The sequence below is a fragment of the Nocardioides dokdonensis FR1436 genome, from assembly GCF_001653335.1.
GTDB lineage: Bacteria > Actinomycetota > Actinomycetes > Propionibacteriales > Nocardioidaceae > Nocardioides > Nocardioides dokdonensis.
On sequence record NZ_CP015079.1, the window covers coordinates 1,726,389 to 1,739,506 of the forward strand.

The following is a 13,118-nucleotide window of genomic DNA, read 5'->3' on the forward strand; positions in this document are numbered from 1 at the left end:
GCGGCGGTAGTCAGTCGACCTGGTCGCCCGCGCTCGCGCGCAGCTCGCCGAGCAGCCGGGTGAGGGTGGCCGTGGCGTCCGGCCCGATGCCGGGGGAGCTGAACACCTCGATGTTGAGCCCGGCGGTGGCCCGCTCGACCACGGCGCGACCCTCGTCGGTGATCTCGGCGAGCACCACGCGCCGGTCGCCGTCGCCGCGCTCGCGGCGTACGAAGCCCTGCTTCTCCAGCCGGTCCACGGCGCTGGTGACCGAGGCGGGATGGACCTGCAGCAGCGAGCCCAGGCGCATCATCGGCATCCGGCCGGCCGAGGAGAACGACAGCAGTCGCAGCACCTCGTAGCGGGCGAAGGTCAGGTCGAGGGGGCGCAGGACCGCCTCGATGCGGCTGGACAGGAGCTGCTGCACCCGCACCACCGAGGTGACCAGGGCCATCCCGTCGGCGGCCTCGGGCCAGCCGTGGGCGACCCACTGTCGGTGGGCCTCCCGGATCGGGTCGCGCTCGCTCATGGCGGTGCAGTCTGGCAGTCCACAGAACTAGAACGTGTTCTCGTCGGCGTCGTAGCATGGCGGCATGACTCCCGCCCCTGATGTGCCGGCCCCCGACGTGCTGGCGCCCGCGACCCTCGGTCCGGTGCGGCTGCGCAACCGCACCGTCAAGGCCGCGACCTTCGAGGGCCGCACGCCCGAGGGCGAGGTGAGCGACGCGCTCATCGACTACCACCTCGAGGTCGCGCGCGGCGGGATCGGGATGACCACCGTCGCCTACCTCGCCGTCGCCCCCGAGGGCCGCACGCACCGCGAGCAGATCGTCGTCGGCCCCGACACCCTGGCGGGGCTGACCCGGATGACCGAGGCCGTGCACGAGACCGGGGCGGCGATCGCCGGACAGGTCGGGCACGCCGGACCCGTGGCCAACGGCCGCTCGAACGGCGTGCGCGCGATCGCTGCCAGCCGGATGCCCAGCCCGCTGTCGATGCAGATGGTCGCCTCGGCCACCGAGGGCGACCTCACCCGCGTCACCGGGGCGTACGTCGCCACCGCGCGGACCCTGGTGCGCGCCGGCTTCGACGCCCTCGAGCTGCACATGGCGCACAACTACCTGATCTCCTCGTTCCTCGCCCCGAGGCTGAACCGCCGCAAGGACCGCTGGGGCGGGTCCCTGGAGAACCGCGCGCGGCTGGCCCGCCAGGTCGCCCTCGCGGTGCGCGAGGAGGTCGGCGACGCGGTGGCCGTGACCGCGAAGGTCTCGCTGTCCGACGGCTACCGCGGCGGCGTGAGCACCGACGAGTCCGTCGAGATCGCCCGGATGCTGGAGGCCGACGGCGCTCTCGACGCGCTGCAGCTCTCCGGCGGCTCCTCGCTGATGAACCCGATGTACCTCTTCCGCGGCGACGTGCCGCACCGCGAGTTCGCCGATTCGATGAGCGGGGTCGTGAAGTGGGGCATGCGGACGCCGGTGGGCCGCTCGTTCCTCAAGGCCTACCCGTTCGAGGAGGCCTACTTCCGCGACAAGGCGCTGCGGATCCGCGCGGCCGTCGACATGCCGCTGATGCTGCTGGGCGGGATCAACCACCTCGCCACCATGGACCGGGCGATGGCCGACGGCTTCGAGTACGTCGCCCTGGCGCGGGCCGTGCTGCGCGAGCCCGACCTGGTCGACCGGCTGGCCCGCGAGCGCGAGGGCGGCGGGGCCGGCGTGGGCACCTGCATCCACTGCAACCTGTGCATGCCGACCATCTACTCAGGCACCCGCTGCCCGGTCCGCGAGGCGGCCCCCCTTCCGCCTGCCTAGAACGTGTTCTAGGTTGCTCTCGGCCAGCTCGTCTACCCCAGGAGTCCCGTTGAGCATCCTCGATCGCTTCACCCTGACCGACCACGTCGCCGTGGTCACCGGCGCGGGCCGCGGCATCGGCGCCGCGACCGCGGTCGCCCTGGCCGAGGCGGGCGCCGACGTGCTCCTGTCCTCGCGCACCGAGGCGCAGCTGGAGAAGGTCGCCGAGGCCGTGCGGGCGACCGGTCGCCGGGCCCTCGTGGTGCCTGCGGACCTGTCCGACACCGACGCCGTCGCGGCGCTCGCCCAGGCGGCGTACGACGAGTTCGGGCGGCTGGACACGGTCGTCAACAACGTCGGCGGCACGATCCCCAACGCGTTCCTCGACACCGACGTGGCCTACCTGGAGGAGTCGTTCCACTTCAACGTCTCCACCGCGCACGCCCTCAGCCTCGCCGCGGTGCCGCTGATGCTGAAGAGCGAGGCGGAGGCGCAGAAGTCGATCGTCAACATCTCCTCGATGATGGGCCGGGCCTCGGGTCGCGGGTTCCTGGCCTACGGCACCGCGAAGGCGGCGCTGGCCCACTGGGCGCGGCTCGCGGCCACCGACCTGGCTCCCCGCATCCGCGTCAACGCGATCTGCGTGGGCTCGGTGATGACCAGCGCGCTGGAGTTCGTGGCCGGCCAGCCCGAGATGATGGACCAGCTCGAGACCAAGACGCCGCTGGGCCGGGTCGGGGAGGCCGAGGACATCGCGGCCGCGGTGCTCTACCTCTCCTCGCGTGCCGGCCAGTACGTCACCGGCAAGGTGCTCGAGGTCGACGGCGGCATCCAGCAGCCCAACCTCGACCTGGGCCTGCCGGACCTCGGCTGAGCGCGTCCGGGTCCCCCCGCGACGAGGGGGGCCGGGACCGTCCGCGCGCTGACGGCGCTGCTCGCCTAGGGTCGGTTGCATGACCTCGGCAACCAGTTCCACGGAGCAGCCCCGCCCGGGCCGCGGGGGCACCCCCACGGCGTACGCCGTCTCGCCGGACTCCGGTGAGCACTGGACGGCCGAGGGTGCGTGGCCGGTGGCGCCGGGGATCCACCGGATCCCGCTGCCGCTGCCGATGGACGGGCTCAAGGCGATCAACGTCTACACGATCGAGACCGACGACGGGCTGACGCTGGTCGACGGCGGGTGGGCGATCCCCGAGGCGCGGGAGCTGCTCGAGCGCTGCCTGAAGGGGATCGGGGCCGGCTTCGCCGACATCAACCGCTTCCTGGTCACCCACGTGCACCGCGACCACTTCACGATGGCCACGGTGCTGGGTCGCGAGCTGGGCGTCGACGTCGCGCTCGGGGCCGACGAGAAGCCGGCGCTGGACCTGTTGAACAACCTCGAGGGTCTCACCGAGAACCCCTTCGCGGCCGTGCTGCGCTCCGCGGGCGCCCACGACGTCGCCGAGCAGTGGTTGAGCATGGACGACGGGGAGCTGCCCGACCTCACGCTGTGGCAGTACCCGACGACGTGGATGCGGGGCGACCACCGCATCGAGGTCGGGGCCCGCACCCTCGACGCCGTGCACACCCCCGGCCACACGCCCGGGCACTTCGTCTTCGCCGAGACCGACGCCGAGCTGCTCTTCGCCGGCGACCACGTGCTCCCCACGATCACCCCGTCGATCGGCTTCACGGTGCCGGCCACCGACCAGCCGCTGGGCGACTTCATGGCCTCGCTGGCCCGGGTGCGCGAGCTGCCCGACCTGCGCATCCTGCCCGCCCACGGCCCGGTCTCGCCCTCGACCCACACCCGGGTCGACGAGCTCCTGGCCTTCCACGAGGACCGGCTCGACCAGAGCCTCGCCGCGCTCTCCGCCGGCCCGCTCACCGGCCGCGACGTCGCCGGCCGGCTGGGCTGGACCCGCCACGAGACGGCGTACGACGCCCTCGACGTCTTCAGCCGCGGGATGGCCGCCATGGAGACCAAGGCGCACCTCGAGCTGCTCGCCGCCCGTGGTCAGGTGACCCGCGAGGTCACCGACGCCGGCGTCCTCTACGCCACCGCCCCGCCCGCCTGAGCGCCGCACCCGCTGCATGAATCCCCGGTCAGCCGGGGACTCATGCACTTGATGGGTGTTGCAACGCCTGACAAGTACTGGAGTCCCCGGTCGACCGGGGACTCATGCAGGGCGGCGCATCGGTACGTGGGGGATGCCGTCCTCGAGGAACTCCGGGCCGTCAGCGGCGAAGCCGTGGCTGGCGTACCAGCCGACCAGGGGCGACTGGGCATCGAGGACGACCTCGCGGTCGGGGCAGACGTCGAGGGCGGTGGTCATGAGGAGGTCGGCCAGGCCACGACCGCGCGCGGCGGGGGCCAGCACGACGCGGCCGATGCGCCACACGATCGCGTCGTCGAGCACCCGGGCGTACCCGACGAGCTCGCCGTCCTCGGTGAGCAGCACGTGCCGGGTGCCGGGCTCGGGATCGCGGCCGTCGAGGTCGGGGTAGGGACACTCCTGCTCGACGACGAAGACCAGCTGGCGCAGCCGCCACACGTCGTACGCCGCTCGCGCGTCGAGGGCGGCGAAGGGCTGCGCGGTGATGGTCAGGGTCATCGCGGGGACTCCGGATCCGGGAGGGCCGCCTGCACGAGCTCGAGGGTCGTGTCCCAGGCACGGGCGGCCTCGGGGACGCCGGGCAGCAGCGGGTAGACGTGGATCGCGCCGGGCTCCTCGACGTAGGTGAGGTCCCAGCCGGCGTCGGCGGCGCGGCGGGCGAGGCGGCGGCAGGCCGGCACCAGCAGGTCGCGGCTGCCGCAGAACATCAGCGTCGGCGGCAGGTCGCGCAGGTCGCCCAGCGCGGGCGAGACCTCGGGCCGCGCCTGGTCGTCGGCGGAGCCGGCCCACCACCGGGCGTAGAGGCGCATGCGGGACAGCTGCAGCCACGGGTCTCGACGGTCGAACCACGACGTGGCCGGGCTGGAGGTGGTCAGGTCGACCCACGGCGAGATCAGCAGCAGGTGCTCGGGCCGGACCTCGCCGCGGTCACGCAGGGTCTGCGCCACCGCCAGCGCGAGCCCGCCACCGGCCGAGTCGCCGCCGAGCAGCAGCCCGCCGCGCCCCGCCCACCCGGTCGCCAGGTCGACCAGCGCCTGGTGCGAGTCGCGCCAGGTGTGCTCCGGGGTGAGCGGGTAGTCGGGCAGCACCACCCGCACGTCGAGCGCGGCGGCGAGCCGGGCGACGTACCGGACGTGGAGGGCGTCGATCGGCGAGACGAACCCGCCGCCGTGCAGCCACAGCAGGGTGCGCGAGGGGGACGCGCCGCGTCGCGTCAGCACGTGCACGGGGAAGCCCGCGCTGTGGTCGACCTCGTGGTCGAAGCGGCGCGTGAGGCCGGGCACGGCGCGGGTGGGCAGCGAGCGGTCCAGGTCCGCGTGGCAGGCCTCGACGGCGGCGCGCTCGGAGTCCTCATCACGCGCGGCGCCGGCGCCCCGCAGCCGCGGGACGAGGAGGGCCAGCAGGTCGTGGCGCAGGCTCGGCATGGCGCCATCCCACCACGGGGGTGGGCGGGTCCGCCTCGTCGAGGTCGGGGCTACGCTGGCCAGCACACAGACAGGGGAGCACCCGCCCGGACCACGGGCGGTGCTGAGAGTGCGGACCAGCCGCAGACCCTCCGAACCTGCTCCGGCTAGCACCGGCGAAGGGAGTCCAGATGCGACGCATGCGTACGCCCATCCACCCGACGAGGACGAGTCACCCGACGAGGACCGCTCGCACGACGGGGACGGCGGCCGCGGCGCTGCTGAGCCTCGCCCTCAGCGGCTGCTCGCTGATCGGCACCGGCGACGACCCCGTCACCGCGTCCGGCTCCGGCCAGGACGGCGCCCCGTCCGGCGGGGGCAAGGTCGTGCTGGTGACCCACGACAGCTTCTTCCTGCCCAAGCAGCTGGTGAAGGACTTCGAGGAGGAGAGCGGCTACGACCTCCAGCTGCGCGCGAGCGGCGACGCCGGCGCCCTGACCAGCCAGCTGGTGCTCAACACCGACAGCCCGATCGGTGACGTCGCGTTCGGCGTCGACAACACCTTCGGCTCCCGTGCGCTGGACGCCGACGTCTTCGCGCCGGTCGAGATCGACGCCCCCGACGGTGTCGAGGCGCACCGCCTGCCCGGCGACGACGAGGGCGCGCTGACCCCGGTCGACACCGGCAACGTGTGCGTCAACGTCGACACCACCTGGTTCGACGAGCGCGACCTCGATGCGCCCGAGACCCTCGACGACCTCACCGACCCGGCGTACGAGGGCCTCTTCGTCACCTCCGGGGCGACCACGAGCTCACCCGGCTTCGCCTTCCTGCTCGCCACGATCGCCGCGTACGGCGACGACTGGACGGGCTACTGGGAGGACCTGCTGGCCAACGACACCGCGGTCGTCAAGGGCTGGGAGGACGCCTACCAGGTGGACTTCACCCAGGGCGGCGGCAAGGGCGACCGCCCGATCGTGACGTCCTACGACTCCTCGCCGGCCTTCACCGTCGACGGGGACGGCGGCACGACCACCCGCGCGCTGCTCGACACCTGCTACGAGCAGGTCGAGTACGCCGGCATGCTCCGCGGCGCCGACAACCCCGCGGGCGCGCAGGCCGTCGTGGAGTGGCTGCTCTCGCCGGAGGTCCAGCAGGCGCTGCCGGGCTCGATGTACGTCTACCCGGTCGTCGAGGGCACCGACCTGCCGGCCGAGTGGGCCGACCTCACCGAGCGGCCCGACGAGCCCTGGGCCGTGGACCCCGACGAGATCGACGAGAACCGCGACGCGTGGCTGCGCGAGTGGGGCGACCTGGTCAGCCGCTGATGACCGCACCCCGCCGGCTGCTCGGCCTGGCCGCCCTGGCCGGGCTGCCGCTGGCGGTGCTCGGCGTCTTCTTCGTGCTGCCCGTGACCGGGATGATCGGGCGCGGCTTCGTCGTCGACGGCGACCTCGATGTTGGGGCGGTGCTGGAGGTGCTCACCCGACCGCGCACCGGCCGGGTGCTGTGGTTCACGGTGTGGTCCTCCACGGTCGCGACCGTGCTCGCCGTGCTGCTCGGACTGCCTGCTGCCTACGCGCTGCACCGGCTGCGCTGGCCCGGGCGCCGGGTGGTGCGCGCGGCGCTGCTGGTGCCGTTCGTGCTGCCGACCGTCGTGGTCGGGGTCGCGTTCCGCCAGCTGCTGGGGGAGTCGGGGCCGGTCGTGGCGCTGACCGGCGGCCGGGTCGACCTCGACGGCACCGCGGCCGGGATCGTCGCCGGCCTGGTGTTCTTCAACGTCGCGGTGGTCATCCGGGGCGTGGGAGCCGCCTGGGAGGGCCTCGACTCCCGGCCCGGCGAGGCGGCCGCGGCGCTCGGCGCCTCCCCGGCGCAGGTCTTCCGCACCGTGACCTGGCCGATGCTGCGCCCCGCGGTGGTGTCCTCGGCCAGCGTCGTGTTCCTCTTCTGCGCCACCGCCTTCGGCATCGTCCTCACCCTCGGCGGGCTGCGCTACTCCTCGGTCGAGACCGAGATCTACCTGCTCACCACCGAGTACCTCGACCTCCAGGCCGCGGCCGCTCTCTCGGTGCTCCAGCTCGTCGCGGTCGTGGCGCTGCTCGTCGTGGCCGGCCGGCTGCGCGCGGTGCCCGACCCGACCCTGGCGCGCAGCACGACCCCGCCGCGCCGACCCCGCCGCAGCGACGTGCCCCAGCTGGCGGCGACGGCGCTGCTCCTGGCGCTCGTGGCGCTGCCGGTGCTGACCCTGGTCGTCGGTTCGTTGCGTGTCGACGGCGCGTGGTCGCTGGCCTACTACCGTGCCCTGGGCGGTGCCGGTGAGCAGCAGGCGCTGCTGGTGCCGGCCTCGGAGGCGCTGGTGACGTCGCTGCGCACCGCGGTCGACGCCACCTGGATGGCCCTGCTGCTCGGCGGGCTGGTCGCGGTCGTGCTGACCCGGCGCTCGCGCACCCGCGCCGAGCGGCGGGTGCGCTCGGTCCTCGACGGCTTCTTCATGCTGCCGCTGGGCGTCTCGGCGGTCACCCTCGGCTTCGGGTTCCTGATCACCCTCGACTCCCCGCCGCTGGATCTGCGCGAGTCGCCGGTGCTGGTGCCGCTGGCCCAGGCGCTGGTCGCGCTGCCGCTGGTGGTGCGCACCCTCGTGCCGGTCCTGGCCGGCGTCGACGACCGGCAGCGCCAGGCCGCCGCGTCCCTGGGCGCCGGGCCGCTGCGCGCGGTCGCGACGGTCGACCTGCCGGTGGTGTGGCGCCCGCTGCTCGCCGCGGCCGGGTTCGCCTTCGCGATCTCGCTGGGCGAGTTCGGCGCCACCTCGTTCCTGGCCCGCCCCGACCGGCCGACCCTGCCGGTCGTGATCTTCCGGCTCATCGGGCACCCCGGTGAGCTCAACTACGGCATGGCCCTGGCCGCCTCCGTCATCCTGGCCACCACCACCGCGGTGGTCGTGCTCGGCGTCGAACGGCTGCGGGTGCCGTCCCTAGGAGCCTTCTGATGCTGTCCCTCAGCGACGTCTCGGTCGCCTACGACGGGGTCCCGGCCGTGCGCGGGGTCTCCCTCGACCTGCCCGACGGCCAGGTGCTCGCGGTGCTGGGCCCCTCGGGCTGCGGCAAGTCGACGCTGCTGCGCGCCGTGGCCGGCCTCGAGCCGAGCACCGGCACGATCGCGTGGGACGGCACCGACCTGGGTCGGGTGCCGACCCACAAGCGCGGCTTCGCGCTGATGTTCCAGGACGGCCAGCTCTTCGGCCACCTCACCGTCGGGCGCAACGTCGGCTACGCGCTGCGCCTGCGCCGCACCCCCGGCACCGCGCAGCGCGTCGAGGAGCTGCTCGAGCTCGTCGGCCTCCAGGGGTACGCCGACCGGCTGCCCGCGACCCTCTCCGGCGGCGAGCGGCAGCGGGTCGCCCTGGCGCGGGCCCTGGCCGTGCAGCCCCGGCTGCTGCTGCTCGACGAGCCGCTCTCCGCCCTCGACGCGGGGCTGCGCGAGCGGCTGGCCGGCGACCTGCGCGACATCCTGCGCCGCGCCGGCACCACCGCGCTGATGGTCACCCACGACCACGACGAGGCCTTCACCGTGGCCGACCGGCTGGCGGTGATGCAGGACGGGCACCTGGTCCAGGAGGGCGAGATCGAGGCGGTCTGGCGCGCGCCCGCCGACACCAGCACCGCGCTGTTCCTGGGCTACGCCCGCGTCCTGGAGGGCGCCGCCGCCCAGCGGGTGCTCAGCGCCGCTGGCCTGGCCGGGCCGCCCACCGCCGCGGTCGCCGTACGCCGGTCGGCGCTGCAGGTCGGCCCCGACGGACCGCTGGTCGGGGTGGTCCGCACCCTGCGTGCGACCCCGGAGCAGCAGCGGCTCGTGGTCGACGTGGACGCCGTGGGGGAGTGCGACGCCGTCGCGGGCCTGGACCGGCGGCTCGGCCCGGGGGACCGCGTGTCGCTGCGCGTCGACGCCACCCGGCTGGCCGTCCTCCCGGCAGCCAAGACGGTTCACTAGACTCCGGGCCGTGTACCGCCGTGCCTATGCCCTCCTCGTGGGCACCGCCCTCGCCATGGGCCTGTGGGCCATCATCACCGCCGGGATCCTCGACAAGCGGCTGGTCGACCCGGAGGGCAGCTTCCTGGGCCCGTCGTGGCTGCGGCTGCCGCTGCTGCTGACCGGCGCGTTCGCGCTCGACCTGCTGCCGCGGGCGCTGTGGTTCTCCAAGGGCCGGCCCGGCGCGATGGTCACCGTGGTGCGCGAGCGGCTGCGCACGCACTGGAACCGGGAGCGGGTCACGCTCGTGGTCCTGGGCATCGTGAGCTTCTACGTCACCTACGTCTGCTACCGGAACCTCAAGTCGTTCCTGCCGTTCATGATCGAGACGAAGTACGACCGCGAGCTGCACCTGCTCGACCGGGCGCTCTTCTTCGGCAACGACCCCGCGATCGTGCTGCACGGGCTGCTCGGCACCGACGTGATGGCGTTCATCCTGTCCTACATCTACCTGTGGTTCCTGCCGCTGGTGCCGCTCGCGCTGACCGCGTGGCTGGTGTGGTCGCGCAACATGTCCTACGGCTACTGGTTCGTCACCTCGCAGTGCATCGCCTGGAGCCTGGGCACCGTGTCGTACTACGCGCTGCCCACCCTGGGCCCCGGCCTGGAGTACGTCTCGCTGTACGCCGACCTGGCCCAGACCCCCACCAACGACCTGATGGACTCCCTCGTCAGCTCGCGGCAGGGCGTCGTCCTCGGCGGCCTGACCGGGCAGGTGCAGTCGGTCGCCGGGTTCGCCAGCCTGCACTGCGCGATCACCCTGCTCGTGGCGCTGATGGTGCAGTACACGCTGCGCTCGAGGGCCCTCAAGATCGTCTTCTGGGTCAACTTCGGCATCACCGTCGTGGCGACGCTCTACTTCGGCTGGCACTACGTCGCCGACGACATCGCGGGCATCATGATCGCGCTGGTCGCGTTCTACGTCGGCGGGCTGGCGACCGGGCAGAAGTTCGACCACGGCGGGCTCGCCTCGCACCCCACGACCACCACGTCGAAGATCCCGGTCTCCAAGGACTGACTCGCGGCGACCACCCCTGGCCGAGCGGTAGCGTCTGACGCATGTCGACCCAGACGCCCGCCGCCGAGACACCTGCCGCCGAGACGACCGCCCCCACGACCGACGAGTCGGGCGCCCTGCGGCCCGCCGCCGACGGCTACGTCCAGCCCGCGGTCGACGTCCCGGCCCTGACCCGGCTGCTGGACGGCCGGTACGCCGAGGTGCGCGCCCTGGTGCGGCACAACCTGGTCGAGCACGCCGAGATCCTCACCGACGCCGAGACCCTGAGCCGCGCGGACTACCGCGACAGGGTCCGCGACCTCACCGTCGTGCTGGCGGCGACCGGGCAGACCGGCATGGGCTTCCCGGTCGAGTTCGGCGGTGGCGGCGACGTGGGCGCCTCGATCGCGGCCTTCGAGACCCTCGCCTTCGGCGACCTGTCGGTGCTCGTCAAGGTCGGGGTCCAGTTCGGCCTCTTCGGCGGCGCGATCCAGCAGCTCGGCACCGAGCGGCACCACGAGAGGTACCTGCGCCCGCTGATCACCGGCGAGCTGCTGGGCTGCTTCGCGATGACCGAGACGGGCCACGGCTCGAACGTCCAGGCGATCGGGACGGTCGCGACGTACGACGTGGCGACGGGCGAGTTCGTGATCACCACGACCCGCGAGGACGCGGGGAAGGACTACATCGGCAACGCGGCCGCCCACGGAGAGCTGGCCGTCGTCTTCGCCCAGCTCGAGGTCGGCGGCGAGGGCCGCGGCGTGCACGCCTTCGTGGTGCCGATCCGGGTCGACGGCGAGCCCGCGCCCGGGGTGCGGATCGAGGACGACGGGCTGAAGATGGGCCTCAACGGCGTCGACAACGGGCGGCTGTGGTTCGACGAGGTGCGGGTGCCGCGCGAGAGCCTCCTCAACCGCTTCGCCGACGTCACCGCGGCCGGCGTCTACGAGAGCTCGATCGAGAACCCGAACCGGCGCTTCTTCACCATGCTCGGCACCCTGGTCACCGGCCGCGTCAGCGTCGGCGCCGCCGGGATCAGCGCCAGCAAGGTCGCGCTCACGATCGCGGTGAAGTACGCGCTGCAGCGCCGCCAGTTCGAGGTCAGCGACGACGGCGAGGAGGAGCTGCTGCTCAACTACGGCATGCACCAGCGCCGGCTGCTGCCGCTGCTCGCGCGCACCTACGCGCTGCACTTCGCCCAGGAGGAGCTGTCGACCCAGCTGCACGACGTGCTCTCCGGCGTCAGCGACGACGAGCAGACCAAGCGCGAGCTCGAGTCCCGTGCCGCCGGCACCAAGGCGCTCGGCACCTGGCACGCGACCCGCACCATCCAGGAGTGCCGCGAGGCCTGCGGCGGCGCCGGCTACCTCGCCGAGAACCGGTTCGCCGCGCTCAAGGCCGACACCGACGTGTTCACGACCTTCGAGGGCGACAACCACGTGCTGCTGCAGCTCGTGGCCAAGGGGCTGCTCACCGACTACGCCAGCGAGTTCGAGGACATGGACCAGCTCGGCATGGCCCGCTTCGTGGCCGGCCTGGCGGTCGAGACCGTGGTCGAGAAGACCCGCGTGCACCAGCTCCTCGAGCGGGTCCGCGACCTGCTGCCCGGGGGCGACGAGTGGGACCAGGAGGCCGGCCTGCTCGACCCGGAGTACCAGCTCGCGATGCTGCGCTTCCGCGAGGAGCACATGATCAGCGGCGCCGCGCGGCGGCTCAAGCGCGGCGTCGACCAGGGGATGCCCGCCGGGGCGGTGTTCTCCCGGGTGCAGGACCACGTCATCGGCGCCGCGGACGCGCACATGGAGCGCCTGGTGCTCGAGGCCTTCGTGGCCCGGACCCGGGCGCTGCCCGAGGGGGACCAGAAGGTCGCCCTCAACCTGTTGTGCGACCTCTACGCGCTCTCGGTCATCGAGGCCGACCGGGCGTGGTTCATGGAGCACGGCCGGCTCTCCACCCAGCGCTCGAAGGCGATCAGCCGCGAGGTCGCCTCGCTGTGCCGCAAGGTGCGCCCGCTCGCGGGTGACCTGGTCGACGCCTTCGGCGTGCCGACCGAGATGCTGCGTGCCGCCGCACTGATCGGTGACCTGGCCTAGCGCCCGGCGGCCGGGAGCTTTGTCGGCCGGCCGCTGAAACTGATGGCGGGACGATGAAGCTTCATCGTCCCGCCAGGAGTTCTATCGGCCGGCCGATGAACCTTGCGGCCGGCCGAGCAGGGGCTCAGTGCCCGTGGGCCTTGGCGCGCTCGAAGGAGGCCAGGACCTCGGCCTCGGCCTCGCTGCGACCGACCCAGTCGGCGCCTTCGACGGACTTGCCGGGCTCGAGGTCCTTGTAGACCTCGAAGAAGTGCTGGATCTCCAGGCGGTCGAACTTGGAGACGTGGCTGATGTCGCGCATGTGCTCGAGGCGCGGGTCGGCCGCGGGCACGCACAGCACCTTGTCGTCGGCGCCGGCCTCGTCGGTCATCCGGAACATGCCGATCGCGCGGCACTTGATGAGGCAGCCCGGGAAGGTCGGCTGCTGCAGGATGACGAGCGCGTCGAGCGGGTCGCCGTCCTGGCCGAGGGTGTCCTCGATGTAGCCGTAGTCGGCCGGGTACTGGGTCGAGGTGAAGAGGGTGCGGTCCAGCCGCAGGCGTCCGGAGTCGTGATCGACCTCGTACTTGTTCCGCTCGCCCTTGGGGATCTCCACCAGTACGTCGAACTCCAGCACGTATTGCCTCCGCGTGTCGGTCGGCCAGCTCGGCCGGTCTTCAAGTCGTTGTCGGGCCCCGTGGCGGAGCCCCCGCCAGTCTCGCGCACAATGGCCCGAAACGCGCAAGGGG

Annotated in this window: 12 protein-coding genes and 1 riboswitch; of the genes, 8 read left to right on the forward strand and 4 right to left on the reverse strand. The window is 73.1% G+C overall.

Going from position 1 to position 13,118, the window contains the following annotated elements; all coding sequences use genetic code 11:
* Nucleotides 1-10: 10 nt before the first annotated feature.
* Nucleotides 11-508 (reverse strand): MarR family winged helix-turn-helix transcriptional regulator, encoded by a 498-nt coding sequence (locus I601_RS08160; protein WP_068108087.1) that lies wholly within the window; start codon nucleotides 506-508, stop codon nucleotides 11-13.
* 64 nt (nucleotides 509-572) lie between these two features.
* Between I601_RS08160 and I601_RS08165 the strand changes: the two genes are divergently transcribed.
* The 3 genes from I601_RS08165 to I601_RS08175 all read left to right on the forward strand — a co-directional run bounded on the left by I601_RS08165 (nucleotide 573) and on the right by I601_RS08175 (nucleotide 3,832).
* A complete protein-coding gene (locus I601_RS08165; RefSeq protein WP_068108092.1) occupies nucleotides 573-1,793 on the forward strand; it encodes an oxidoreductase in 1,221 nt (406 codons plus the stop codon).
* 49 nt (nucleotides 1,794-1,842) lie between these two features.
* A complete protein-coding gene (locus I601_RS08170; protein ID WP_084527340.1) occupies nucleotides 1,843-2,646 on the forward strand; it encodes an SDR family oxidoreductase in 804 nt (267 codons plus the stop codon).
* A gap of 79 nt (nucleotides 2,647-2,725) precedes the next feature.
* A complete protein-coding gene (locus I601_RS08175; RefSeq protein WP_068108093.1) occupies nucleotides 2,726-3,832 on the forward strand; it encodes an MBL fold metallo-hydrolase in 1,107 nt (368 codons plus the stop codon).
* 102 nt (nucleotides 3,833-3,934) lie between these two features.
* On the opposite strand, the gene I601_RS08180 is transcribed toward I601_RS08175, so the two are convergent.
* Both I601_RS08180 and I601_RS08185 read right to left on the reverse strand, forming a co-directional pair.
* A complete protein-coding gene (locus I601_RS08180; protein ID WP_068108094.1) occupies nucleotides 3,935-4,369 on the reverse strand; it encodes a GNAT family N-acetyltransferase in 435 nt (144 codons plus the stop codon).
* On the reverse strand, nucleotides 4,366-5,295 hold the full coding sequence (locus tag I601_RS08185; protein ID WP_068108095.1) for an alpha/beta hydrolase fold domain-containing protein: 930 nt from the start codon (nucleotides 5,293-5,295) through the stop codon (nucleotides 4,366-4,368). Before I601_RS08185 ends, I601_RS08180 begins: the two co-directional genes overlap by 4 nt.
* Before the next feature lie 62 nt (nucleotides 5,296-5,357).
* Nucleotides 5,358-5,476: riboswitch (TPP riboswitch) on the forward strand.
* On the opposite strand from I601_RS08185, the gene I601_RS08190 reads away from it, so the two are divergent.
* The 5 genes from I601_RS08190 to I601_RS08210 all read left to right on the forward strand — a co-directional run bounded on the left by I601_RS08190 (nucleotide 5,475) and on the right by I601_RS08210 (nucleotide 12,390).
* Nucleotides 5,475-6,602, forward strand: coding sequence for a thiamine ABC transporter substrate-binding protein (locus tag I601_RS08190; RefSeq protein WP_068114585.1), 1,128 nt, complete (start codon nucleotides 5,475-5,477; stop codon nucleotides 6,600-6,602). It overlaps the preceding riboswitch by 2 nt.
* Complete coding sequence (locus I601_RS08195; protein ID WP_068108096.1) at nucleotides 6,602-8,260, forward strand: ABC transporter permease; 1,659 nt, start codon at nucleotides 6,602-6,604, stop codon at nucleotides 8,258-8,260. Before I601_RS08190 ends, I601_RS08195 begins: the two co-directional genes overlap by 1 nt.
* Entirely contained in the window at nucleotides 8,260-9,261 is a 1,002-nt protein-coding gene (locus I601_RS08200) for an ABC transporter ATP-binding protein (RefSeq protein WP_068108097.1), read from the forward strand. The genes I601_RS08195 and I601_RS08200 overlap by 1 nt, the downstream gene beginning before the upstream one ends.
* Nucleotides 9,262-9,271: 10 nt before the next feature.
* Nucleotides 9,272-10,318 carry a phosphatase PAP2 family protein gene (locus tag I601_RS08205; protein ID WP_068108098.1) on the forward strand — a complete coding sequence of 349 codons (1,047 nt, stop codon included), beginning with the start codon at nucleotides 9,272-9,274 and terminating at the stop codon, nucleotides 10,316-10,318.
* A 41-nt stretch (nucleotides 10,319-10,359) separates the two neighbouring features.
* Nucleotides 10,360-12,390, forward strand: coding sequence for an acyl-CoA dehydrogenase family protein (locus I601_RS08210; protein ID WP_084527342.1), 2,031 nt, complete (start codon nucleotides 10,360-10,362; stop codon nucleotides 12,388-12,390).
* A gap of 124 nt (nucleotides 12,391-12,514) precedes the next feature.
* Here the strand turns inward: I601_RS08210 and I601_RS08215 are convergent, their stop codons facing one another.
* Nucleotides 12,515-13,003 carry an inorganic diphosphatase gene (locus I601_RS08215; RefSeq protein WP_068114591.1) on the reverse strand — a complete coding sequence of 163 codons (489 nt, stop codon included), beginning with the start codon at nucleotides 13,001-13,003 and terminating at the stop codon, nucleotides 12,515-12,517.
* Between the last annotated feature and the right edge of the window lie 115 nt (nucleotides 13,004-13,118).

Bases quoted from the DNA above. Each gene is read 5' to 3' on its own strand.
- I601_RS08160 (WP_068108087.1), bottom strand. From the start codon at position 508: ATGAGCGAGCGCGACCCGATCCGGGAGGCCCACCGACAGTGGGTCGCC.
- I601_RS08165 (WP_068108092.1), top strand. From the start codon at position 573: ATGACTCCCGCCCCTGATGTGCCGGCCCCCGACGTGCTGGCGCCCGCG.
- I601_RS08175 (WP_068108093.1), top strand. From the start codon at position 2,726: ATGACCTCGGCAACCAGTTCCACGGAGCAGCCCCGCCCGGGCCGCGGG.
- I601_RS08180 (WP_068108094.1), bottom strand. From the start codon at position 4,369: ATGACCCTGACCATCACCGCGCAGCCCTTCGCCGCCCTCGACGCGCGA.
- I601_RS08185 (WP_068108095.1), bottom strand. From the start codon at position 5,295: ATGCCGAGCCTGCGCCACGACCTGCTGGCCCTCCTCGTCCCGCGGCTG.
- I601_RS08190 (WP_068114585.1), top strand. From the start codon at position 5,475: ATGCGTACGCCCATCCACCCGACGAGGACGAGTCACCCGACGAGGACC.
- I601_RS08195 (WP_068108096.1), top strand. From the start codon at position 6,602: ATGACCGCACCCCGCCGGCTGCTCGGCCTGGCCGCCCTGGCCGGGCTG.
- I601_RS08200 (WP_068108097.1), top strand. From the start codon at position 8,260: ATGCTGTCCCTCAGCGACGTCTCGGTCGCCTACGACGGGGTCCCGGCC.
- I601_RS08210 (WP_084527342.1), top strand. From the start codon at position 10,360: ATGTCGACCCAGACGCCCGCCGCCGAGACACCTGCCGCCGAGACGACC.